Annotated in this window: 23 protein-coding genes and 2 pseudogenes; 15 read left to right on the forward strand and 10 right to left on the reverse strand. The window is 51.1% G+C overall.

From position 1 onward, the window contains the following. Positions 1-24: 24 nt before the first annotated feature. A complete protein-coding gene (hflX, locus tag H3L93_RS02760) occupies positions 25-1,158 on the reverse strand; it encodes a GTPase HflX (protein WP_003797210.1) in 1,134 nt (377 codons plus the stop codon). Positions 1,159-1,407: 249 nt separating this feature from the next. Between hflX and H3L93_RS13275 the strand changes: the two genes are divergently transcribed. Further along, positions 1,408-1,530: a hypothetical protein gene (locus tag H3L93_RS13275; protein ID WP_281365030.1), complete on the forward strand. Its 123-nt coding sequence runs from the start codon at positions 1,408-1,410 to the stop codon at positions 1,528-1,530. A gap of 33 nt (positions 1,531-1,563) precedes the next feature. Here the strand turns inward: H3L93_RS13275 and H3L93_RS02765 are convergent, their stop codons facing one another. Then, positions 1,564-2,832, reverse strand: a complete 1,269-nt coding sequence (locus H3L93_RS02765; protein ID WP_003797204.1) for an RsmB/NOP family class I SAM-dependent RNA methyltransferase — start codon at positions 2,830-2,832, stop codon at positions 1,564-1,566. A 168-nt stretch (positions 2,833-3,000) separates the two neighbouring features. Between H3L93_RS02765 and H3L93_RS02770 the strand changes: the two genes are divergently transcribed. Beyond that, positions 3,001-3,249, forward strand: coding sequence for a hypothetical protein (locus H3L93_RS02770; protein ID WP_003797200.1), 249 nt, complete (start codon positions 3,001-3,003; stop codon positions 3,247-3,249). 17 nt (positions 3,250-3,266) lie between these two features. Here H3L93_RS02770 and H3L93_RS02775 read toward each other — a convergent pair whose 3' ends face one another. From H3L93_RS02775 to H3L93_RS02785, 3 genes are read right to left on the reverse strand one after another with little or no spacing between them, the layout of a single operon-like run. Further along, the gene (locus H3L93_RS02775) at positions 3,267-4,199 is read right to left on the reverse strand and encodes an aldose 1-epimerase (protein WP_003797198.1); all 933 of its coding nucleotides are present in this window, start codon (positions 4,197-4,199) and stop codon (positions 3,267-3,269) included. A 7-nt stretch (positions 4,200-4,206) separates the two neighbouring features. Then, positions 4,207-4,398 carry a hypothetical protein gene (locus H3L93_RS02780; protein WP_040558740.1) on the reverse strand — a complete coding sequence of 64 codons (192 nt, stop codon included), beginning with the start codon at positions 4,396-4,398 and terminating at the stop codon, positions 4,207-4,209. A 38-nt stretch (positions 4,399-4,436) separates the two neighbouring features. Continuing rightward, complete coding sequence (locus H3L93_RS02785; RefSeq protein ID WP_040558912.1) at positions 4,437-6,827, reverse strand: penicillin-binding protein 1A; 2,391 nt, start codon at positions 6,825-6,827, stop codon at positions 4,437-4,439. 144 nt (positions 6,828-6,971) lie between these two features. On the opposite strand from H3L93_RS02785, the gene pilM reads away from it, so the two are divergent. From pilM to H3L93_RS02825, 8 genes are all read left to right on the forward strand, one after another. Then, positions 6,972-8,075, forward strand: coding sequence for a type IV pilus biogenesis protein PilM (pilM, locus tag H3L93_RS02790; protein ID WP_003797192.1), 1,104 nt, complete (start codon positions 6,972-6,974; stop codon positions 8,073-8,075). A gap of 1 nt (position 8,076) precedes the next feature. Further along, a complete protein-coding gene (locus H3L93_RS02795) occupies positions 8,077-8,718 on the forward strand; it encodes a PilN domain-containing protein (protein WP_003797190.1) in 642 nt (213 codons plus the stop codon). 10 nt (positions 8,719-8,728) lie between these two features. After that, positions 8,729-9,355, forward strand: coding sequence for a type IV pilus inner membrane component PilO (locus tag H3L93_RS02800; protein WP_003797188.1), 627 nt, complete (start codon positions 8,729-8,731; stop codon positions 9,353-9,355). Between the two features lie 26 nt (positions 9,356-9,381). After that, positions 9,382-9,900, forward strand: a complete 519-nt coding sequence (locus H3L93_RS02805; RefSeq protein WP_040558738.1) for a pilus assembly protein PilP — start codon at positions 9,382-9,384, stop codon at positions 9,898-9,900. Positions 9,901-9,935: 35 nt separating this feature from the next. Then, the gene (locus H3L93_RS02810) at positions 9,936-12,035 is read left to right on the forward strand and encodes a type IV pilus secretin PilQ (RefSeq protein WP_003797183.1); all 2,100 of its coding nucleotides are present in this window, start codon (positions 9,936-9,938) and stop codon (positions 12,033-12,035) included. 52 nt (positions 12,036-12,087) lie between these two features. Beyond that, on the forward strand, positions 12,088-12,624 hold the full coding sequence (locus H3L93_RS02815; protein ID WP_003797180.1) for a shikimate kinase: 537 nt from the start codon (positions 12,088-12,090) through the stop codon (positions 12,622-12,624). Further along, on the forward strand, positions 12,605-13,699 hold the full coding sequence (gene aroB, locus H3L93_RS02820) for a 3-dehydroquinate synthase (protein ID WP_003797179.1): 1,095 nt from the start codon (positions 12,605-12,607) through the stop codon (positions 13,697-13,699). The genes H3L93_RS02815 and aroB overlap by 20 nt, the downstream gene beginning before the upstream one ends. 111 nt (positions 13,700-13,810) lie before the next feature. Continuing rightward, the gene (locus tag H3L93_RS02825) at positions 13,811-14,287 is read left to right on the forward strand and encodes a ProQ/FINO family protein (RefSeq protein WP_003797177.1); all 477 of its coding nucleotides are present in this window, start codon (positions 13,811-13,813) and stop codon (positions 14,285-14,287) included. 100 nt (positions 14,288-14,387) lie between these two features. Here the strand turns inward: H3L93_RS02825 and H3L93_RS02830 are convergent, their stop codons facing one another. Continuing rightward, the gene (locus H3L93_RS02830) at positions 14,388-14,723 is read right to left on the reverse strand and encodes a hypothetical protein (protein WP_155803166.1); all 336 of its coding nucleotides are present in this window, start codon (positions 14,721-14,723) and stop codon (positions 14,388-14,390) included. Positions 14,724-15,153: 430 nt separating this feature from the next. Between H3L93_RS02830 and H3L93_RS13280 the strand changes: the two are divergent. Then, positions 15,154-15,769 (forward strand): annotated as a pseudogene (locus tag H3L93_RS13280) (GDSL-type esterase/lipase family protein). A gap of 151 nt (positions 15,770-15,920) precedes the next feature. Here the strand turns inward: H3L93_RS13280 and H3L93_RS02840 are convergent. The 3 genes from H3L93_RS02840 to earP all read right to left on the reverse strand — a co-directional run bounded on the left by H3L93_RS02840 (position 15,921) and on the right by earP (position 17,914). Further along, entirely contained in the window at positions 15,921-16,091 is a 171-nt protein-coding gene (locus tag H3L93_RS02840) for a hypothetical protein (RefSeq protein WP_003797172.1), read from the reverse strand. A 6-nt stretch (positions 16,092-16,097) separates the two neighbouring features. After that, positions 16,098-16,631 (reverse strand): DNA-3-methyladenine glycosylase I, encoded by a 534-nt coding sequence (locus H3L93_RS02845; protein WP_003797169.1) that lies wholly within the window; start codon positions 16,629-16,631, stop codon positions 16,098-16,100. Between the two features lie 86 nt (positions 16,632-16,717). After that, positions 16,718-17,914: an elongation factor P maturation arginine rhamnosyltransferase EarP gene (earP, locus tag H3L93_RS02850; protein WP_040558736.1), complete on the reverse strand. Its 1,197-nt coding sequence runs from the start codon at positions 17,912-17,914 to the stop codon at positions 16,718-16,720. Between the two features lie 21 nt (positions 17,915-17,935). Here earP and H3L93_RS02855 point away from each other — a divergent pair, with 21 nt between their 5' ends. From H3L93_RS02855 to H3L93_RS02870, 4 genes and pseudogenes are all read left to right on the forward strand, one after another. Next, positions 17,936-18,418, forward strand: a complete 483-nt coding sequence (locus H3L93_RS02855; RefSeq protein WP_040558734.1) for a TlpA disulfide reductase family protein — start codon at positions 17,936-17,938, stop codon at positions 18,416-18,418. 657 nt (positions 18,419-19,075) lie between these two features. Beyond that, positions 19,076-19,279, forward strand: a complete 204-nt coding sequence (locus tag H3L93_RS02860; RefSeq protein ID WP_003797160.1) for a hypothetical protein — start codon at positions 19,076-19,078, stop codon at positions 19,277-19,279. Between the two features lie 108 nt (positions 19,280-19,387). After that, on the forward strand, positions 19,388-20,815 hold the full coding sequence (gene glnA / locus H3L93_RS02865; protein WP_003797158.1) for a type I glutamate--ammonia ligase: 1,428 nt from the start codon (positions 19,388-19,390) through the stop codon (positions 20,813-20,815). A gap of 306 nt (positions 20,816-21,121) precedes the next feature. Further along, positions 21,122-22,541 (forward strand): annotated as a pseudogene (locus H3L93_RS02870) (TIGR00341 family protein). Between the two features lie 480 nt (positions 22,542-23,021). On the opposite strand, the gene H3L93_RS02875 reads toward H3L93_RS02870, so the two are convergent. Then, complete coding sequence (locus tag H3L93_RS02875) at positions 23,022-23,651, reverse strand: alpha/beta hydrolase (RefSeq protein WP_003797149.1); 630 nt, start codon at positions 23,649-23,651, stop codon at positions 23,022-23,024. Positions 23,652-23,661 lie beyond the last annotated feature (10 nt).

The raw sequence follows: 23,661 nt of genomic DNA on the forward strand, positions 1-23,661 counted from the left end.
GGCGTATCCAACAACCGCGCCCGGTTATGCCCATTCCAGCAAGGCGGCGCGCAAATCCGCCAAGCCCGTGCCGCTGGCCGCCGACACGCGCACGGCAACGGTTTGCCCCGCATGGTTTTTCAGGCTGCCTGCGTGTTGTTCCGCCTCGGGCAGCAGATCAATCTTGTTGTACACGATAATCTGCGGGATTTTATCGGCTTTGATTTCCGCTAACACCGCGTTCACATCTTGGATTTTGCGTTCGTGTTCGGGGTCGTGCGCATCCACGATATGCAGCAGCACGTCTGCCAGCGCGGTTTCTTCCAGCGTGGCGGAAAAGGCGGAAACCAGCTGATGCGGCAAATCCTGCACAAAGCCCACCGTGTCGCTGAGGATGATGCTGGCTTCGGGGGCAAGGTAGAGCCGCCGCGCGGTGGTGTCGAGCGTGGCGAACAGTTGGTCTTTGGCGAACACGTCGGATTTGGTGAGGCGGTTGAACAGGGTGGATTTGCCGGCGTTGGTGTAGCCCACAATCGCCATCGTTTTCAGGCTGCCTGAAAGGCGGGCTTTGCGCCGCGTTTCGCGCTGTTTTTTTACATTGGCAAGCTGGCGTTTGAGCGCGGTGATTTTGGTTTGAATCAGGCGGCGGTCGGTTTCCAACTGGGTTTCGCCCGGGCCTTTCAAGCCGATGCCGCCTTTTTGGCTTTGCAGATGCCCGTAGCCACGCACCAGTCGGCTGGATAGGTGCGTGAGCTGGGCGAGTTCCACTTGCAATTTGCCTTCTTGCGATTGGGCGCGCTGGGCGAAGATGGCGAGTATCAGCCCTACGCGGTCTAGCACGCGGCATTGCAGGGTGCGTTCCAGATTGCGCTCTTGGGTGGGCGACAGCTCGTGGTTGAAAATCACAAGCTGGATGTCGTGTTGCTTGACCAAATCGGCGAGTTCTTCGGCTTTGCCCGTGCCCACGAATAGCGCGGTGTGCGGCTTGTCGCGCTTGCTGGTTTCGCTGCAAACCAATTCGCCACCTGTGGCGCGCACCAGCTCGGCAGCTTCGGCGCAGGCAGTCTGAAAACTGCGCTCGCGCGTTTGGTTGCTGCCTGTGTATTGGCTGGACAGCAGCACGGAAACCAGCATGATGCGCTCGGCTTGGGCTAGGGTTTTGTTGGTGGTGTGGGGCATGGGAGCTTTCGGGGGAGGCAGCTTGAAAGTGGGGAAATAGGTTTTTCTACCTTGCGCGGTGCGCTTCGGACTACCCCTTTATACCCAAATCAAAGATTTGGACAAAGGGGCAAGGCTGCCTTTGAGTTAGCAAACAGCGTGCGCAGCAAGTTGCACACCCTACGGGTTATGCTGAATTTTGTTGCAGCGCGTAGGTTGGGCACTTGTTGCCCGACTGATGTTGGTGCGCTGGTTGTTTGTCGGGCATGAATGCCCGACCTACGAGTGTTGATTTCGGGCTGCCTTTGGGGTGGCGCTTTGTGGTTAGACAGTGGTTGGATGGTTGGCGTTTATGGCGGCGAGCTGCCGCCGCTCCATTTTCAGGCTGCCTGAATGTGGTGAACAATAAGCAGCCTGAAATCATGTTTACGCGCTTTTGCGCTGGAACACGGCGGCGAAAAAGCCGTCTGTGTGGTGGGTGGCGGTGTCTAGGCGCAGGTATTTGCCCGTGTTGAGGGGGATTTTTTGCGCGGCGAGCAGTTCACTGCAATCCAGTAGTTCAAAATCGGGGTGGGTTTGCAGGAAGTGCTCGGCTTGGTTTTCGTTTTCTTCGGGCAGGATGCTGCAAGTGGCATAAACCAGTCGCCCGCCTGCGCGCACAAGCTCTGCGGCGGCGTGTAGGATGTTTTGTTGTTGGGTTTGCAAGCTGGCGAGGGTGTCGGGCGATTGGCGGTATTTGAGGTCGGGGTTGCGGCGCAGCGTGCCCAGCCCCGAGCAGGGCGCGTCCACCAGCACGCGGTCGGCTTTGCCAGCCAGCCTTGTGATGCGCGGGTCGGTTTCACTGTGGATTTTTTCGGGGTGGATGTTGGTTAAGCCTGCGCGGGTCATACGCGGTTTAAGGTTGGCAAGGCGTTTTTCGGAAACGTCAAAGGCGTAGATGCGCCCTTTGTTGGCCATTTGCGCGCCGATGGCAAGGGTTTTGCCGCCTGCGCCCGCGCAAAAATCGACGATGATTTCGCCGCGTTTTGCGCCCACCAGTTGAACCAGCAGTTGGCTGCCTTCGTCTTGCACTTCTATTGTGCCGTCTAAAAACAGGGGGTGTTGGTTGAGCGCGGGCTTGTTGGGGAAGCGGATGCCGTGCGGGGCAAGGGGCGTGGCGATGGCTTGCGGGTAGTCGGTTTGCAGTTGGGCGAGGGCTTTGTCGCGCTTGCTGTTGAGGGTGTTGACGCGCACATCCAGCGGGGCGGGCTGGGCGACGCTGCGCCCGAAGGCGAGGATTTGTTCATCGGTGTAGTGTTGTTGCAAACGGGCGATGAGCCAGCTGGGCAGTTCGGCGGCGGTGTTGAGGTAGCCTGAAAATTCGTTTTTGCGGGCTTTGAGGCTGCTGAGCAATTCTTTTTCGTTGTCGGCGTTGTTCAGCAAATCTTCAATTTGGCTGATGCTAACGCTGCGCCCGAGTATCAGCGCGGCGAGCGCGGCTTTGCGCGATTGCACGGCGGGGCGGCGCAGGACGGCGGCGATTTTTTGATAATGGCGCAGGGCGGCAAAGGCGGTTTCGGCGATTTCGTGGCGGTCGTTGCGCCCGAGTTTGCAGTTGTCGCGCAGGTAGTTGGACAGGACGACATCGGCGGGTTGCTCGAAGGTGAGCATTTGGGCGAGCACGGCGGCGGTGTGGTTGAGCTGGGTGGGGGTCATGGTTTTGTTTGGGGTGGTGGTTGAAAAAGGAGAGGTATTTTAACTGGTTTGGGTGGTGCGGTGGATTGAAGCGGGGCGAAAATGAGGTTTCAGGCTGCCTATCGTTAATTTTTCGCCAGCGCAGGCGTTTCGCCGACTACCACGAGCAGGGGCAAGCCCCTGCACCCCATGCGCACCCAATCTTACTCAACTTGCTTCACCATTTCATCGCCCCAAACGCAAGGGCAGCCTGAAAAAGGATGTTATTGGCTTGAAGAAATGTCGGCGAGTTGCCAACGCTCCATCGGTTACAGGCTTTGCAAAGGTTTCAATCTATCCGACAAAAACCGTTTGGCTGAATACCAAACGGTTTTGTATTTTCAGGCTGCCTCAAACGGCGTGCGCAGCAAGCTGCACACTCTACGGCTACGGTGTTGAGGCAGCCTGAAAACGGTTTAACAGCTTTCTAATTGGTAAACAGTAACAAACTCCTGCGCTTGCTGCGGCGCAAGCTGGATTAAGCCGATGTGGTTGTTAAACGCGTTGGGCGCGCTGCTGAGGTTTTCCAGCGCGATGCTGTTGCGTTGCGGCGGGGTGTAGGCCTGCACGAACGGGTAGGAGGCTTCGGGCGTGATGCTCAGTTGGATGCGTTCGCCTTGCAGGATAACGGCGGGTTGGCTGAAATCGTCGGTGAGCACGAAGCAGTTGTCCAGCTCGGTTTGGGCGATGGGCGTGCTGTGGGCAAAGGGGTTGCTGTTGATGGTTTCGCCTGTGGGCAGCATGCGCTCGTTAAAGGCGAGTTGTTGTTGGCTGCGGATTTTCAGTTGCCAGTTTGCCATGTCGCCATCCACGGCAAAATAGGGATGCCAGCCGTCGGCGAGGGGGAGGGGGCTGTCGCTTAGGTTGGTTACTTGGCTGCGGATGTGGAGCTTGCCGTGGGTGTCTAGCGTGTAGCTGATTTGGATGCGGTAAACAAAGGGGTAGCCGCTGTCTTCGCTGCGGTAAACGTGGGCGAGGGTGATGCTGGCGTGGGTGGCGGTGCTGTGGCTGCTTTGCAGCGCAAAGGGCGCGTCAAAGATTAAGCCGTGGATGGCGCTGTCGCCGAGTTTGAATTTGTTTACCGTTTTCAGGCTGCCTTGGTGGGTGTATTGCGCGTTGTCTAGTCGGCATACGAATGGGCTGAGTTTGGCGCTGCGAAAGAGTTGGGTGAGGGTTTCTTGCGCGTGTTGCGGGGAGGAATAGGCGGCAATGGCGTTGTGCCATTGCCCGTTTTCTTGGCGGATGGCGAAGCGGTTGAGCAGCGCGCCGAACGGGTAGATTTCCACTTGATATTGCTCGGCGTGGCTGATTCGGATGGTGTCGGGGGTGATTTGGATGGCGAAAGACATGGCGGGATTATTCCTTTGTGGGTTGGGTTTTGAGGATGGGGAGTTTAGCAGGTTTGGGCAGCCTGAAACGAGGTTGGGCAAGGCGGGCAATGGATTTCAGGCTGCCGATGGCGCATTTCTCGTTGTCGCCTTGTCTCGTCTGGTATTTTAACCAACGATATTCGGCAGCCTGAAAACGGGCGGGCAAAAAAATCGCCAAAAGCAGTTTTCAGGCTGCCTTTGGCGATGGTTTTCGGCTTAGTCTTCAAAGAACGCGTTGGCTGCGTCGTCGCTGTTGCCGCGGCTGCGGCTTGGCGCGTTGCTTGGCACGGGGCGCAACTCGCGCTCGCCTGCGCTGCCGTTATCTGCCGGCGGTAGCTCTTGCTCTTGCGCTTTGGGCGGGTTCAGCGGACGCACCGCTTCGGGTTGGTCGGTGGTGTTGTCCAATGGCAAGTGTTCATCGGTGGTTTGGCGTTCTTTTAAGTACACTTCGCCGTCGCGTTTCACCACGCCTTTTGGTTCAACAAACTTGCTCACAGGCTTGCCTTTAAGGGCAAAGCGCATATAGTTTATCCACACAGGCAGAGCAATTTTGCCGCCAAACGCGCCTTTGCCAATGGTGCGCGGCTTGTCGTAGCCAATGTAAACAGCGGTTACGATTTTGGGCGTGTAGCCCACAAACCAAGCGTCTTTAAAGTCGTTGGTGGAACCCGTTTTGCCCGCGATGTCGCTGCGACCGAGCGCGTTGGTTGCCGCGCCCGTGCCTTTGGTGGCAACGTCGTGCAAGATAGAAGTCATCACATAAGCATTGCGCGGGTCAATCACTTGCGGCGCGGTTTTGCCCGCCACCAAAGGCTGCATTTCGGCGCGCAAATTGTCTTTGCTGTCGTAAATCTTATCAATCACATAATGGGCAACTTTGTAGCCGCCATTGGCAAACACGGCATAGCCTTCCGCCATTTGCATCGGTGTAACCGAAGCCGTGCCCAGCGCGATAGACAGCGCAGGCGGGATTTGGTCTGCTGTAAAGCCAAAGCGTTGCACATAAGCGCGCAAATAGCTCACGCCCATCGCTTGCGCAATCCGCACTGATACCGTATTTTTAGACCAAGTTAAGGCTTGGCGCAGCGTAATCATGCCCGAATAAGAACCGCCCGAGTTTTGCGGCGACCAGCCGCGAATCGTAATCGGCGCATCGTTCACCAGCGTAGAAGCAGTAAAACCTTTAGACAGCGCCGCCGAGTAAACAAACGGCTTAAAGGTAGAACCAGGCTGGCGCATACTTTGCGTTGCACGGTTAAACGTCTTGCTGTGGAAATCATAACCGCCCACTAAAGCCTGCACCGCGCCCGTTTGCGCATCAATAGAAACCAGCGCGCCTTGAATTTCAGGCTGCTGTGTAACCGTCCAACTGCCGTTTTTCAACTTCATCACACGAATCACCGAGCCTACTTTAATCGCCTTGTCGCCCAGCTTTTTATTGCCAATGGCGTTGCGAGCGATGCCCATGTCGCCTATTTTCAAAGTCGCCTTTTTGCCCCCTTGCATATAAGCGGTAATTCCCTGTTTATCCGCCGCAATCACCACCGCAGGCACCATGCCTTCCACCGTGTAAGTGTTGGCAAGGAATTGCTCCGCCGCGTCTTCGATGTCTTCGGGTTCAACCGAGCTGAAATCCAACTGCTGCTCCGCGCCCGCATAAGCACGCCCCGCGCTCAAACTGCGCAAAGTGTTGCGCAGCGCAGTCGTTGCCGCTTTTTGATTGGCAACGCTCACGGTGGTGTAAACTTTCAAGCCTTTGGTGTAGGCATCTTCGCCATAGCGTTCAAACAACTCTTGACGCGCCATTTCAGCAACATACAAAGAATTTTGATCCACATCCACGCGATAACGCTCATAGGTTAATTGCTCATTCAAAGCAGCCGTGCGCTCGGCGGGCGAAATCATGTTCAATTCCACCATATTGTTCAAAATATATTCTTGACGCAAACGCGCACGCTCGGGGTTCACAATCGGGTTAAAAGTAGAAGGCGCTTTGGGCAGCCCCGCCAAAATGGTGGCTTCCGCCAGCGTTAAATCGCGCACTTCCTTGTTGAAATACACTTTTGCAGCCGAAGCAAAACCATAAGCGCGTTGACCCAAATAAATTTGGTTGAAATACAGCTCCAAAATTTGGTCTTTGGTCAGCGTTTTTTCAATTTTATAAGCCAATAAGGCTTCGTTGAATTTGCGCGTCATAGTGCGTTCATTGGTTAAGTAAAAATTACGCGCCACTTGCTGCGTAATCGTACTTGCCCCTTGTTTTGCGCCGCCAGAAGCATTGCTAATTGCCGCACGAATCACGCCGATGACATCCACACCCCAATGCTCGCGGAAACGTTTGTCTTCCGCCGCAATTACTGCGTTTTTCAAAACCTCGGGAAATTGGTCAATTGTTGTAAAGGCACGTTTTTCATCACCATAAGAACCAATCACCACACCTTCAGACGAATAAATCGTTAAAGGCTCGTGCGGTTGGTAATATTTCACCGCATCAAGCGGCGGAAGTTTCGGGTATGTGACTAAAATTGCAACAGTCACCAAACCGACTGCAAATAGGAATAAACCTAATAACAGCCCCAAAAACGTCGTAATCAATTTCTTAATCATAAAATTTCTCGCAGCGATAATGCACAAAATCGCCATGTGTTTTTTTAAATAAAGTAAAATATCGCATGAATTTGTTATTGGATGAAAATCAAAGCGACAAATGACATTATAAATGTTTTATGCGTTAGGTAAGGACTTAAAATCATGCGCTCAAAGAAAACTGAGAAAAAAACTAGTAATAAGAAAGCTATGGCCACATCAGGGCGTAGCGTGATTGGTGTAGATATTAGCCCAAGCCATATTCGTATGGTGCAACTATCTGGTCGCCAATTAAGTCAAGTTCAGCTTGAAAAATATGCGATTACTCCCCTGCCTGCAAACGTGGTTTCAGGCGGTGAAGTCGTAGATTTTGACCAGCTTGTCTCTCATTTGCAACAGTGCTACAGCAAAATGAAAACAAACTGCAAGTACGCCAATATCGCTTTGCCAGCAAGTGCAGTAACTATTGAGGAGAGTCTGCGTTTCATTCCAGAGGGCAGCAATATGACACTGCAAGAGTTTGTTGAGCTGGAAGTAGCAAATATCGGTTCTCTTGATGAAATGAATTACGACTGGCAAGTTTTGTCAGGCAATCCAGGCGGCGAGCAAACGGTTCTAATGGTTGCAGCCAAAAAAGAAGCGGTTGAGCGCGCAACAGATTTACTGGATGAAGTAGGCATCAAAGCTACTAATGTGGATGTGGATATTTTTGCCGTTGCTAATGCTTTTGCTTATGCAGATATGCAAAACGGCGATAGTTTTGGTCGTCAACGCATCGCGTTGTTTGATATTGGTGATACCGTATTGAAAGCGCTTATCGTAGAAAATGGACAGATTCTTTACAAACAAGAAAGTAATTTTGGTTTGGAGCAATTGGTGCAATCTGTGCAACGCGCATATCAAGTAACGGATGGCGAAGCGTTGGCTATGATTACAGGTGAAATGAAACGTCCTGACGATTATAAAGCGATGGTTGTGGATGGTTTTAATGCGCAAATTGCCCAAGAAGTGCAACGTGTAATGCAGTTCTTCTATGCAACACAAAATATGGATAGCATGTCCAATGTTAAGCATATTTACATTAGCGGCAGTGGTTGCGCGGCACCAGGTATTTCAGAAGTGGTGTATGCGCAAACAAATATTGCAACAGAGCAATTGAATCCGGCTTCTTTTGCAATCAACAAGCTAAAAGGTGATGGCACACGATTTGACAAAGATGCGGCATCATTAACAACAGCATTCGGTTTAGCTTTGAGAGGGTTAGTATAAAATGAACTTAATTAAAATTAACTTATTGCCATATCGCGAGATATTAGAGCAAAAGCAAAAGAAACAATTTCAGTTGGTTATGGCTTTTGGCGTGATAGCGGGTGGTGTTGCAGCATTCTTGATTTGGGGTGCGCTGGCGGCCTTGATTACAAATCAAGAAAGCAGAAACGAAGAACTGAATGCTGGTATCAAAGAACTTGATGCGCAAATTGTAAAAGTTAAAGATTTGCAAGCACAAAAGCAAAGTTTCTTGGAGCGTAAGCAAAAAGTTGAAGAGCTGGATAATAAACGGTTTGAGGGCGCTCGAATTGTTGATACTGTGAACCAACTTGTTCCAGATGGCGCTTATTTAACAAGCATCCAAAATATTGGCGGCAGTGATGCAAATATTAGCAATACTTATACTTTGGTAGGCAAGGCAATTAGTGATAATAAAGTTGCTATGTTTATGACAGCATTGCCAAGTACAGGTGTGTTTGATACGCCTAAATTGGATAGCATCAATAAAACGGATAACGGACAAGAATTTAAGATAACTGCGAACTTGTTAGAGCAGAAAAAACTAACAGCAACGCAATCTTCCGTATCTGCTGAATCAACGGCAACTTCCGCCTCGGCTTCTGCGGCATCAACAACAGAATAAGGTGATTATAATGAATTTAAATGAAATTCAATGGGATAAGCTCCATTTGCAAAGTAAAGCAGTACAGTTTTTACTGGCGGCGGTTATTGCTTTGGTGATTGTGGTCGCAGGTTATTTTGTATTATTCCAAGGTCAGTGGGATGAATACAAAGGAAAGCAAGAGGAAGAAGTTAAGCTAAAAGCAGATTTTGAAGCCAAGAGTGTTCAGGCTGCCAGTTTGGATAATCTGAAAAAAGAATTGGAACTTATCGAGGCATCCTTAGATGTGTTGCTGAAACAGTTGCCAACATCGGCTGAAATTCCAACGCTTATCCAAGAATTACACCAAGCAGCTGCCAAAAATAATCTAACCATGACAAATGTAACACCTGGCGAAGCTGTGGCAGAGAAGCCGATTGAGCGTTTGCCAATTGCTATTGCAGTTTCGGGTAGCTATGAGCAGCTTTCTCAATTTATTCGCGATGTTGGCAAGATGTCTCGTATCGTTACATTGGCTAATATCAATCTTACAAGCGCGAATAAATCTGCAAAAGATGATGGTAGCAAGCTGACGCTTTCGGCAACTGCCAATACATATAAAGCCATGGATCTTTCCAAAGAAGCAAAAGCTGCTTCTGCTGCTAGCCAAGCAGAATAATGAATGTGTAAGAATAGGAAATGACAATGAAAGCAAAACTTTTATTATTATCATCTATTATTTTGCTATCTGCTTGTTCAGAAGAAGGTGGAAATTTGCAAGAATGGATGAATCAAAAGAAAGCCGAGGCGAAAACCAAGGTGCGCCCTGTTGAAGAGCCGGCTAAATTAGAACCTGTTGCATACTTTCCTCCGGAAGTATCTGGTCCTAATGCGTTTAGCACACAAAGATTGCGGGCGGCCTATCAAAATTCGCAAATACCTGATTTGAATAGACCTAAAGAATTACTAGAAAATTATAGTTTAGAGAATCTAAATTATGTGGGTTCAATTGGGGCGGGCAAGGCGTTATCTGCGATGATTGAGGTTGAAGGGCATGTTTATACCGTTAATGTTGGTAACCATGTTGGGCAAAACTTCGGTCGCATTGTTCGAATTACTCCTGATGTAATCAAAGTTGTGGAAGTGGTTGAAGATGCATCAGGCAACTGGACGAACAGAGAAGCAGAAATAGTTTTAAATGATTCTGGTAACTCGGGTAAATAAATCATCAGATTGTAAATTTTAAAGAGGCTTAAATTATGAAAAAGAATTCAGTAAAAGTTTTATCAGCACTTGTAGCTGGCTTGCTCGCACAAGTTGCTTATGCTGGCAGCATTACCGATATTAAAGTATCTGTTTTGCCTAATAAACAGCGTGTCATCAAGTTTAAATTCAATAAAGATGCGGTAGAGCCAACTGGTTTTATTACTTCATCTCCTGCCCGTATTACGCTAGATTTTTCAAATACAGATTTGAAAGTAAAACAACCTACTTTAACATTCAATGATAATCTACTTAATCAAATTGTCACAGCCCAAAGCGAAGGTAACACTCGCGTTTTGTTGGGATTGGGGCAAGAAGGTCAATACAATGTTCAGGTAAAAGGCAACGAAGTGTGGGTGCAATTGAGCGAAGCGCGTTCATCTAACTCTGCGCCGGTAAGTGCCGTTCCTGCTGCAAGAAGCGTACAAACACAAAGTGCTTATTCTTCTTCAGTTCCCTTTAATATTGATTTCCACAAAGGTGGCAATAATTCTGGCGTAGTTGAATTTTCATCAAACTTCACTGGCGAGCCCCAAGTTCGTTCACAAAGCGATCGTTTGGTGATTACACTGAAAAACTATCCATTGCCAGCGCAAGCGCAACGCAATTTGGATGTAACAGATTTTTCTACGCCTGTTCGCACGATTAGCGTTCGCCGTGTGGGCAACGATACGCAAATCACTCTGCGCAACCAAGGCACATGGAAACATACCATCACAGGCAAAAATGGTCGCCAAAGCATCCAAATTACTCCAACTAAAAATGTTACTGAATTGGGCATTGGTGCAAATAAAACCAAACAAAAATTCACAGGCAAACGCATCTCTCTTGATTTCCAAAATGTTGATGTGCGAACTGTTTTGCAAATTTTGGCAACAGAATCAGGCATGAACATTGTGGCTAGCGATAGCGTGCAAGGCAAAATGACACTTTCGTTGAAAGATGTGCCTTGGGATCAAGCGTTGGATTTGATTTTGGATGCGCGCGAATTGGATATGCGCCGCGTGGGCAATATCATCAATGTTGCGCCTCGTGCTGAAATGTTGGCACGCGATAAAGCGGAATTAACTGCGCGCAAAGAATTGGATGATTTGGGTCCGTTGATTTCTCAAAGTTTCCAATTGAAATATAAAAATGTTGAAGAATTTAAGAAAATTCTGCGCATCTCTGATACTGGAAGCAGCTCGGGTAGCTCCAATAACTCTATCTTGACTTCTCGTGGTAGCGCGTTAATTGACCCTGCCACCAACACATTGATTGTTAATGATGTGAAATCTGTTATCCAAAAATTCAATGCGTTGATTGAAGAGTTGGATGTGCCTGCGCGTCAAGTGATGGTGGAAGCACGGATTGTGGAAGCATCGGATACATTATCTCGTGAATTGGGTGTGAAATTTGGTGGTGTTCGCGCTGGTAGCACTTCGTGGGCTAACAATTGGGGGCTGGCTACTGAACGAAATTCTCGTGGTGTTAGAAATGGTAGTAGTGGAGTTTTGTTTGAGCCTAATATTAACGTTCCCGTTGCATCGGCGGTTGGCTCAATTGCGGTTGTAAAATCATTTAGCTCTGTTACACTTGGCTTAGAACTTTCCGCTTCCGAAGCCGAAGGTCGCAGCAAAACCATTTCTACACCTCGCGTTTTAACACAAGATCGCCAAGAAGCTGAAATTAAACAAGGTTATCAAGTGCCTTACACCACGCGTGATAGCGATGGCAGCACCACAACCTCGTTTAAAGATGCGGTGATGAGCTTGAAAGTGTTGCCACGTATTACACCTGATAACAAGATTATTATGGATGTTACCATTAACAAAGATACGCCTGATAACACTTACCAAAGCTCAGAAGGCGAGCCAAGCATTCGTACACAATCGGTGAAAACACAAGCCATGATTGAAGATGGTGGCACTTTGGTTGTGGGCGGTGTGTATCAAGAAGTGATTCAAAATAACGTGAAAAAAGTGCCTATGCTGGGTGATTTGCCTGTGTTGGGTAACTTGTTTAAAACACGTTCGCGCAACAATAGCCGCAATGAATTGCTGTTCTTTATTACGCCTCGCATTATGGGCAGCGAAACCAGCGTGATGCGCTACTAATATCATGTAAAAAATCTGCATATTGTGCAAATTTAAGTTAAAATTGCCTGCTATGGAACATATAGCAGGCAATTTATTTTTGGTGGGCTTGATGGGAGCGGGGAAAACCACGCAAGGCAAACGGCTGGCGCAGCATTTGAATCGCACTTTTTTTGATAGTGACCAAGTGATTTGCGAGCGCACGGGTGTGGACATCCCAACCATTTTTGAAATGGAGGGGGAGGCGGGTTTTCGCAATCGGGAAAGCAATATCATCAACGAATTATCTTTGCTGCCGAATATCGTGTTGGCAACAGGGGGCGGAGCGGTTTTGCGCGAGCAGAATCGGGATTATTTAAGGCAACGCGGCTTGGTGGTTTATTTGCATGTGCAGCCTGAAACGCTGTTTGAGCGCGTGGGCAAGGATAGAAACCGCCCGTTGTTGCAGGTGCAAGATGCGTTGGCGAAATTTCGGGATTTGTATCGGGCGCGGGATGCGATTTATCGGGAAACGGCGCATATTGTGATTGAGGTGGGGGCGGATGATTGCCAAGCGACGTTTGAGCAGATTTTGAAGTATGCATCGGAATATGAAAAAGGTTTGGCATAATTTGATGGTGGATGCGCCATCGCATCGTTATCCGATTTATATTGGCAGCGGCATTTTTGCGGATTTTGCGTTGCTTAAAGCGCATATTGGCAAAAAGGTGGCGATTGTTACCAATGATGTGGTGGCGCCGCTTTATTTGGATACGCTGCAAAATGCGTTGCGCGATAATGGGGTGGCGGCGTTTGCGATTGTGTTGCCCGATGGTGAGCAGCATAAAAACCATGCTTCGTTGAACGCGATTTACGATGGTTTGTTGCGCCATCATGCCGACCGCAAAACCACGATTATCGCGCTGGGCGGCGGGGTGGTGGGCGATATGGCGGGTTTTGCGGCGGCAACTTATCAGCGCGGCATTCCGTTTGTGCAAGTGCCGACTACGCTGTTGAGCCAAGTGGATTCTTCGGTGGGCGGCAAAACCGCCATCAACCATCCTTTGGGCAAGAATATGATCGGGGCGTTTTACCAGCCGCAGGCGGTGTTTGCGGATTTGGACACGCTGGATACGCTGCCCGAGCGCGAATTGTCGGCGGGGATGGCGGAAGTGATTAAATATGCGCTGCTGGGCGATTCGGATTTTTTGCGATGGCTGGAAGCGAATATGGCGGCGTTGATGGGGCGCAATCAGGCTTTTCTGGCGCAGGCGGTGCTGCATTGCTGCCGGATGAAAGCGGCGATTGTGGCGCAGGATGAAACGGAGCAGGGAATGCGTGCGCTGCTGAATTTGGGGCATACCTTTGGGCATGCGATTGAGGCGGAGATGGGCTACGGCAATTGGCTGCATGGCGAGGCGGTGGCGGCGGGCTGTGTGTTGGCGTGTTTGCTGTCGGAGCGGTTAGGCAGCCTGAAAACGAAAGATACGGCGCGGGTGCGCGCCATCATGCGGCAGGCGAAGCTACCTGATGCGCCGCCTGTGTTTGCGTTTGAACGCTGGCTGGCGCATATGCGGCATGATAAAAAGGTGGAAAGTGGCATGATGCGGTTTGTTACGTTGTCTGCGCTGGGGCGGGCGGTTTTAACGCCATTGGATGATGTGCGGATTTTGCGGGATGCGTTGCAGCCTTTTATTTTGGATTGATTGAACGGAGCGGCTGTTTAGACAATAGGCAGCCTGAAATTGGATTTGGCGTAGTAAACAGGGCGGGCGATGCTCGCGCTACGCGGTTCTTAATATTTTTGGAATACGATTATGACACAAGAAACGGCTTTGGGCGCGGCATTGAAATCGGCTGTGCAAACAATGAGCAAGAAGAAGCAAACGGATATGATTGCGGAGTATTTGTATAGCAAATATGACGTGTTTAAGCGGTTTAAGCCGCTGGCGATTGGTATTGAGAAGGATTTGGTGGAGGCGTTGCCGCAGTTTGATGCGGTGTTGATTCATCGGGTGTTGTCTAACCATTGCCGTCGTCCGAAATATTTGAAAGCGGTGGCGCGCGGGGGCAAGCGGTTTAATTTGAACAACCGTTTCCAAGGGGAAGTGAGCGAGCAGGAGCAGCAGTATGCGCTGTCGCAGCCGAATATCCGCGAGGCGATTGAGAAACAGGATGCGCGTCGTGCGGAAGCAGCGGCTGCTAAGGCGGCGCAAGTAGAAGCGGGGCAGGGCGGGGCGGTTGAGGCAGTTGAAGTGGCTGCTGCGGCGCATACGGAAACGGTTGAGGATTGATTTTCAGGCTGCTTTTGCACAATAAGGCAGCCTGAAAGTGGTTTTCAGGCTGCCTATTTAGGTTTGAGTGATATAGGTAAATACCTTTACTCAATATGATTTACGGTCTTGCATTTTGGCAATTAAATGCACGAGATACGGTAATGGATTTATATTCTGTTCTTGAAGTATAGTAACCACTAACTGAATTATTTGATGGAGGATTGCCTACATAAGCATGACCCGCATTACCGTTTGTTGGAACTGAGCTAATTACTCTTTCAAAATGACAAGTTTTAACCCAAAAATTAAACGGAGAATATTGTTCTGAATGGTATCGCCAATTACCATAATATTCAGTTGGCGATGATGGTGCTGCATTATACGACCAAGCCATTGCAGTTGAACTCAGAACAGCCAAAGAAAGAGCGACAACAAAAGTAGATAAGGTTTTCATAAATCACACTCCTATAAAATGATGAAAGTATAAAAACAACACACCATACCTAGATTTAATCTAGTTAAGATGCGCTTTTACTCTAAATCAGAAAATGCAACAAATCAATACGTTAATTTACAAAAAATCGCATTTTGCAATTTCATGTTGTTTTGTTTAAAGATTTTATATTTTGTTGCGTATTTTGCTGAAAGTCTCTTAATTTTTAGCAAGGTTTCCAACTAAATTAGTGATGATATTTGTTATTTTGATGGCACTCTAAAAAGTATGCTGGCTGACTTGGTTGGCGCAGCGTATTTTTTTAGCTCTTTTACTTTAATTGTTTTTGTTTTGAATTGTGATAAACCGTATTTTGTGTATTTTGAGTAAGCCGATTTTTTGATTTTCAGGCTGCCGTGTTGCGATAGGCAGCCTGAAAAGGTATAGAACGATGATTTCAAGGCGTGATTGGTTGGTTTTGTCTTGCGCGCTGTTGGCGGGGTGCGGGCGCAGGCGGTTTCGCAAGCTGGTGGCAGGCGATGCGATTTTGGCGGTGGGCGATTCGCTGACGGCGGGTTTCGGCGCACCTAAGGGGGCGGATTATCCCGCGCAGTTGGCGCAGATTCTGGGACACAAGGTGATTAACGGCGGGGTGTCGGGCGATACGAGCGCGCAGGCGTTGGCGCGGCTGCCTGATTTGTTGGTGCAAAAACCGAAGTTGGTGGTGGTGAGCATTGGGGGCAATGATTTTTTTGCAGCGGCAGCCTGAAAGCGGCACGCGGGAGAATATCCGCAAGATGGTGGCGGACATTCGGGCGACGGGTGTGCCTGCGGTGTTGGTGGCGATTCCGCATTTTACGACCGGGGCGTTGCTGGGTATGGTGAGCGAGCATCCGTTGTATGCGGAGCTGGCGGATGAATTGGATGTGCCGTTGCTGAAAGGGGCTTGGGCGGATATTTTGGGGGATAAGGATTTGAAATCGGATGCGGTGCACGCGAATGCGGCGGGGTATCGGTTGTTTGCGGAGCAATTGGCGGGGTTTTTGCGGAAGCTGGGGTTGGTGTGATGAGGCAGCCTGAAATTTTGGCAAAACCGTAGGTCGGGCATTGATGCCCGACGTTTTTAGTTGTGGTGGATTAAGATAAATAGGTCAGAATTTGTCGGACATCAATGCCCGACCTACGGCAATGGATTGTTTTTACAATTATTTCTGAATATCAAACAAGATTTTCGCCTGCGCGGGAATGACGGCATTTCTTATTTTTCAGGCTACCTCTGGGGTTTGGCAAAGGTTTCAGGCTGCTTTTGGGCGGTTGGGGTGCGCTGGAATGGGTGTGATTGGGTTGAATGTGGTAATGCGGGTTGGCAGCGAGCCACCGCTGCTCCATGGTTTGCTAGGTTTTTTCAGGCTGCCGATATTGTGGGCAGCTTTTTTCGTGTGCGCCTGCCAGATAGCCTGTGCTCATCAAAAATTCGCTGACGATTTCGTTGCCCATAAATTTGAATTGCTGTTTGAACAGCCGAACCCATGCTTCTTTGCTGCGCGGATGGTGGGCATCTAGCCAGTTTTTGAAGCTGCCGTATTGTTGTTGCAGGCGTTGGATTTGCTGGGCGTTGTGGATGGCGGCTTGGATTTTGCGGCGGTTGCGGATGATGCCTGCGTTGGCGAGCAGGCGGGCGATGTCGGCTTCGCCAAAGGCGGCGACGGCGGCGATGTTGAACTGGGCATAGGCAGCCTGAAAGGCGGGGCGTTTGTTGAGGATGGTCGTCCAGCTTAGCCCTGCTTGGTTGATTTCTAAAACCAGTCGTTCAAATAGGCGGTTGTCGTCTTGCACGGGCACGCCGTATTCGGTGTCGTGGTAGGCTTTGTTGGGGTTGGGGGTGTTGGCGGGGAGGGCGGCGCAGAAGTCGCAGTAGGCTTGGGACATGGGGGTTCCTTTGGGGTGTGTATGGGGGAGGCGAATGTAAGGCAGCCTGAAAATGATGGCAAGGGGGATTTTCAGGTTGCCTTTGGCTACACGCGCTGGATGGTTTGCAACCAATCGCGCAACCTGCTGACGGCATCGCTTTGGGTGAGCAAATATTGCTGCCATGCGCGTGCGCTGTGTTGCCAGTCGGCAAGGTGGTCTAGCAGGGTGTGCCAATGTTGGCGGCGTTGGGCGTGGGTTAAATCGGCTGCGCCGTTGAGGTCGCACGACAGGGCTTGGTGGGCGTGTTGCACGGCGGCTGTGGGGGCGGCGTGTTGGTGGTGCGTGTGCCAAAAGGCGGCGAGTTTGTCTAAATGGGCGGCTTGGGCTTGGGGGTAGATGTGCCAGAAAAAAGGTTTGCCGGCGAGCTGGGCGCGCACAAAGCTGTCTTCGCCGCGCACAATCAGCACATCGGCTGCCCATAGGGCGCGGTCAAACCGCGCTTGCGGCACAAAGTTTTGGTTGATGATTTTCAGGCTGCCTAATGTGCGTGCTTGTGGCGCATCGTTGCTGTTTGCTGTTTTCAGGCTGCCTGAAACGTTGCCCCATGCGGATAAACTGGTTTGCAGCGGTTTGCCTGCGCAGTGCAACACGATTTCGCGCTCTTGTTCTGCCAATGCAGCGGCCCATTTTTGCCAAATGTCGCTAGCGTAACCAAAGGCGAAAATGTGCAGGGCGGCGGTTTTGAGGCTGGGCGTATTTTCAGGCTGCCTCTGTTTAAACGCATCCATCTGTTCAACATAATCCGCCTCGCGCAGCAAGCCGCCGCTCTCGGGCACAAAGCCCATTTGCCAAAAATATTTCTCGCAGCCGTTGGCTTGCAGGCTGGGCATGGCGTGGGTGCGAATCGCCCAATCTTCCGCGCTCAGGTATTCCCAGTTGAGCCACACGGGGCGATGCGCTTGGATGATGGCGTGCACATTGGGCGGCAGGGCGCAGGCGAAGGTTTCAACCAGCAAATCGGGCGCGGGCGCGTTATCCAAATCGGCATGCCGCGCTTCCTGCCATGCGTGCAGTCGGATGCCTTGATGGGCGCAGGGCAGGGCGGCGGGCGCATCGGGGGCAATGGCTTGCAGCGCGGCAAGGTTGTCCAGCCACAGATGCACCTGCCAGCCGATCCGTTGGCGCAGTTCTTGCGCGAGCCGCCACGACACGCCGATGTCGCCAAAGTTGTCGATAACGGTGCAAAAAAGCCAACAGGTGAACGGTTTGGCGGTAGAATAGCGCGGTTTGTTTTTGTCCATAATGTGTTGAAGGAGACCGGAATGAAAATATTGAAAAGTTTGGCCGTTTTGGCGTTGTGCGCGGCGTTGCCTGCGGGCGCGGCGGATTTTGTGTCGCACGCGGATAACAAGCCGCAGCAGTTAGCCAGCGGCGATAAGGTGCAGATTGTGAACTTGTGGGCAACTTGGTGCAAACCTTGTCGCAAGGAAATGCCTGCGATGAGCCAATGGTATCAACAAAAAGGCAAAAAGCAAGGCATTGAGCTGGTTGGCATTGCGGTGGATTCGCCTGAAAACGTGAGCAAATTTTTAAAAGCCACGCCTGTTTCGTATCCGATTTGGCGTTATACGGGCGCAAACAGCCGCGCGATGATGCGCGATTTGGGCAACACGGTGGGCGGCCTGCCTTACACGGTGGTGCGCTTACCCAAATGCGGCGCGCAGCAGACTTTGCTGGGCGAAGTGGACGGGGCGAAGCTGGATAGCGCGGTGGCGGCGGTGAAGGCGAAGTGTGGGAAGAAATGAAGGGGGTGAGGCAGCCTGAAAGTTAAAGGTTGCAATGAAGTTTGGAATGATGTTTTCAGGCTGCCTTTGGGGATTGGAGGCAGCCTGAAATTTTTGTGGAATGGTAGAGGCAGGCTGAAAACCAAAATGGAACGGCGACGGCTCGTCGCCAAATTGGCAAAATATTGGCGAGCCACCGAACTCCATTGGGTGTCGGTTTACACAAGTTTCAGGCTGCCTCAGACCATCTCATCATCGAAGGCAGCCTGAAAAACAAAATCGCTTGATATTCAGCCAAGCGATTTCTTACTAGATAGATTGATTTTAGCTTCGCAACTCCGCTACGCTCCGCAGGCTGCCTAATGCTTCATAAATGGTTAATACTGCTGCCCCTCCCCTACGTCCAGCAGAACGCAGCATTCTTTTTTCGGGAAAAAGCGTGCGCTTGTTCGACGACGCGCAAAGCGCGTCTAGTTCGCACGCGCCGAAAAAAGGATGCGGAGAGAGGGGAGTTTGGCGCAGCCAAACCTGCATGTCGGGGTCGCCTTTCTTTTGCCAGAACCTGTATTCGTTATCTGCGCGATCGGATTTTGTATTCAGTGAATACGAATACAAGGCGACAAGCCAAGTTAATAGTGGTTCTATTAACTTGGCTTGGCAACGCGGTAGGCGTGTTCAATGAAGGCAAAAGCAGCCGTGCAGATAGCGAATGCAGGTTCTCATTCTTTGGTGAAGCAAAGAAAAGTAAGTGCCCCGCTGGCACGAGACGCATGGTTAAAGCTACACCCAACGCTAACCACAAAGCACCAACTCATTTTCAGGCTGCCTCATCTTACCCACACCAAAAGGCAGCCTGAAACCGCACCCCGCACCCATTTGTAAACAACCCCCTGCCTTTTGTAAATAAATGTTGTCGCGCAACATCAAAAATGGCACAATCTTTCGCGTTATTTTTCTGAACTATAACTCTGCCCAGCAAGGAGCAACGCCATGTCCATTAACGCCATCAACAACGTCATCAACCTAATTGAAGAAAACGAAGCCCGCTTCGTTGATTTGCGCTTCACCGACACCAAAGGCAAGCAGCACCATTTCACCATCCCCGCCCACGTTGTGTTAGAAGACCCCGAAGAATGGTTTGAAACAGGACAAGCGTTTGATGGCTCGTCCATCGGTGGCTGGAAAGGCATCCAAGCCTCCGACATGCAGCTTCGCCCCGACCCCAGCACCGCCTTTATTGACCCCTTTTTCGACGATGCCACCGTGGTGCTGATTTGCGACGTGATCGACCCCGCCCACGGGCAAGGCTACGACCGCGACCCGCGCAGCATCGCCCGCCGCGCCGAAGCGTATTTGAAATCGACAGGCATCGGCGACACCGCGTATTTTGGGCCCGAACCCGAATTTTTCGTGTTTGACGGCGTGGCGTTTGAAACGCACATGGACAAAGCCCGCTTTGAAATCACCTCCGAAAGCGCGGCATGGAGCAGCGGCTATCATTACGACGGGCAAAACACGGGGCATCGCGCCGTGGTAAAAGGCGGCTACGCGCCCGTTGCGCCAGTGGATGCGGGGCAAGATTTGCGCTCGGCGATGGTGCGCGTGTTGGAAGAAATCGGCATCCCCGTAGAAGTGCATCACGGCGAAGTGGGCACAGGCAGCCAAATGGAAATTGGCACAAAATTCAGCACCTTAGTGCAACGCGCCGACTGGACGCAAGACATGAAATATGTGATTTGGAACGTGGCGCACAATTTCAACAAAACCGCCACCTTTATGCCCAAACCGCTGATGGGCGATAACGGCAGCGGTATGCACGTTCACCAATCCATCTGGAAAGACGGCAAAAACCTGTTTGCGGGCGACGGCTACGCAGGGTTGAGCGACCTTGCGCTGTATTACATTGGCGGCATCATCCACCACGCCAAGGCTTTGAACGCCATCACCAACCCCGCCACCAATTCCTACAAACGCCTTGTGCCACATTTTGAAGCCCCTGTGAAACTGGCGTATTCCGCCAAAAACCGCTCGGCATCCATCCGCATCCCCGCGGTGCACAGCAGCAAAGCGGTGCGGATTGAAGCGCGCTTCCCCGACCCGATGGCAAACCCATATCTGGCGTTCGCCGCCTTGCTGATGGCGGGCTTGGACGGCATTCAAAACAAAATCCACCCTGGCGACCCCGCTACCAAAAACCTCTACGACTTGCCACCCGAGGAAGACGCGCAAGTGCCCACCGTGTGCGCTTCGCTGGCAGAAGCCCTTGCCGCGCTGCAAGATGACCACGAATTTTTGCTGTGCGGCGGCGTGTTCAGCCAAGAGTGGATTGACAGCTACATCGCGTTTAAGGCGGAAGACGTGCGCCGTATGCAAATGGCACCGCATCCGCTGGAATTTGAGATGTATTATTCGCTGTAAACGGATGGCGTTAGGCAGCCTGAAAACGTTGAAATGCGTTTTCAGGCTGCCTATTGGAGTAGGCAAAGAAGCAGCCTGAAAACGTAGTGGAATACATGAAGCTATATCCGATTTAATCGGCGCGTAGGGTGTGTACCGCAGGCACGCACGCGGGTTTAGGGGTCGCGTGCGTGGCAAAGCCACACACCCTACTACTCATGTTGTTGTTATCAAACAAGGTGGGCAACGAGTTGCCCACCCTACAGGCGCTTGATCACAATTGTGAGGTAGCATTCAAAACAATCGTTAAAATTTGAGGATAAGAAAATGCAGGAACAGGAAAATAGTAAAAATCAGGAAGTACAAGACAATCACACAATGACCAAACTGCAAGATGTATTCAACCTTGCACATGACCAAGCTCATCCTGACAAAATCGATGCCGCCATCCGTGCCAATACGCGGGTATCTGGAACTAACATGTGGGTATTGATGTTTGCCATTGCCGTGGCGAGTATCGGTTTGAATGTAAACAGCACGGCGGTAGTGATTGGGGCGATGTTGATTTCTCCGTTGATGGGGCCGATCGTCGGTGTGGGTTACGGTGCCGCGGTAGGCGATACTGCACTGATCCGCCAAGCAGCACGCAATATTATTGTGTTCATCGCCATCAGTTTGGTTACCGCTACACTGTATTTCCTGCTAACCCCGCTGAAAGAGGCACAAAGCGAGCTTTTGGCACGTACCCAGCCAACCCTATGGGACGTGTTAATTGCCTTCTTCGGCGGTAGTGCAGGCATTGTGGCATTAACGCGCAAAGAAGGAGGCAATGCCATCCCGGGTGTGGCAATTGCCACTGCACTGATGCCTCCTCTGTGCACGGCGGGCTATGGACTAGCACACGGTAACTGGCACTATTTTTTCGGTGCTTTTTATCTGTTTGCCATCAACTGCGTGTTCATCGCTTTTTCCACCCTACTGTTTTCCAAACTACTTAAGCTGCCGCGCAGGGGGCTGGTAAGTGAGACCAAACGCAGACTGCACCGTATTATTATCACAGCCGTAGTGTTGGCAGTGATGATTCCGAGCGGATATATGGCATCGGGACTAGTGCGTCAGGAGCTGTTTAATACCAAAGCCAACAATGCCATCGCCGCTGCACAACAGCAGGAAGGTTTTTTCGTGCTGCGTAAAATGGTGAACTACAAAGAAGGTGCAGTCGGGCTGATTGTCAACGGAACAGGGAATGCCGAGAAAATTACCACTCTGCTGGTCACAAATCTGAAAGCGGCAGGTATAAAAGAACCGCAAGTGAAAGTAGTCTATGCGGGGGGGCAGTGACACCAGAATTGAAGAACTGCTGGCAAGCCATAACAACTCGGTGCAGTTACAGAACAAGCTGGAAGAGCAGCAGGCCTACATCGATACCGTGCTGGCGGGCAAAACCACCAGTCCCGAAGACGTAGCAGTACTGAGGGAAATCAAAGCCCAATATCCGGAAGCCGAAAAAATCGTTGTTGGGCGCGGTTTGGTTTGGGAAAAAGCACAAACTGCACCCGCTACGCAGGAGCAGCCTGAGAGAGTTCAAAGCGAAGAAGCGGACGCAAGTAACAATGTTGTTGTCTCCCTCGAATTCGACCAACCTCTGCCCGCCAAAGACCGCGAACGGTTACAGGCGTGGTTGAACCAGCGTTATGAAGGTACAACGGTGCGCTTGTTGGTCAATACCAAAGTTTTGGACAAATAGGCATCCCTCAAATATTTCGCCTGAACCCCGGAGGCTAGCTAGAACTTTTCAGGTAGCCTCCCTTAGTGTGAATTATGAATGACGAAACCCGCCCGCTTGTATATCGGAACTCCCGTATCATAGCAACCAACCGCCCAGCCGCCACCCGCACCCACCCAAGTTTAGGGGTCGTGTGCGTGGCAAAGCCACACACCCTACTACTCATGTTGTTGTTATCAAACAAGGTGGGCAACGAGTTGCCCACCCTACGGGCGCGGGCGGGGTGGTTGATTATTTTGAAATACTTGCCCGCGTGGGGTGCAGGGGCTTGCCCCTGCTCGTGGTAGGCGGCGAAACGCCTGCTCTGGCAAAAGATTGGCGATGCTTCAATGCAGCCTGAAAGTGGTCAATGGAAACATTTGGTGGGCAAGCGAGTTGCCCACCCTACGGCTATATTAGGCAGCCTGAAAACGTTGAATGCGTTTTCAGGCTGCCTTTTATTTAGCCGATGATGCAGGGCGCAAAGCGGTTGATGGTGTCGCGCAGGGCGATGAGTTTGCCGTGGAAGAAATGCCCGCTTTCGGGGATAACGATGAGCGGGATGTCTTGCGCGGCGCACCATGCGAGGGGTTTGGCGATGTCCACCACTTCGTCTTTTTCGCCGTGGATGATGAGGGTTTTTTGCACGTCGGGCGTGGGTGGCGTGGGCAGGGCGTAGTGGTTGAGGGCGGCGCCGATGAGCAGCAAGAGGTCGGGACGGCGCGCTTGGGCGGCGAAATTGGCAACGTAGCCGCCGAACGAGAAGCCTGCGATGGCGAGCAGGGCGGCTTGCGGGTGCTGGGCGCGGGCGTGGTCGATGACGGCGATGCAGTCGTCGGTTTCGCCTTTGCCCTCGCTGTATTGCCCTGCGCTGTTGCCTGTGCCGCGCAGGTTGGGCAGGTAGCAGTGAAAGCCCATTTGCGCGAGGCATTTGGCGGCGGTTTGGATGACTTTGTTGGTGAAGGTGCCGCCTTGGGTGGGGTTGGGGTGGTTGATAACGGCAACGCCGCGTTCTGTGCCTTGGGCAGGGAGGTAGAGGGTTTCTAGGTTGCCAACGGGGCCGTAGATTTGGATAAGGGTTTGTTGTGCCATTTTGTTTCCT

The sequence above is a fragment of the Kingella oralis genome, assembly GCF_014054985.1.
Taxonomy (GTDB): Bacteria; Pseudomonadota; Gammaproteobacteria; order Burkholderiales; family Neisseriaceae; genus Kingella_B; species Kingella_B oralis.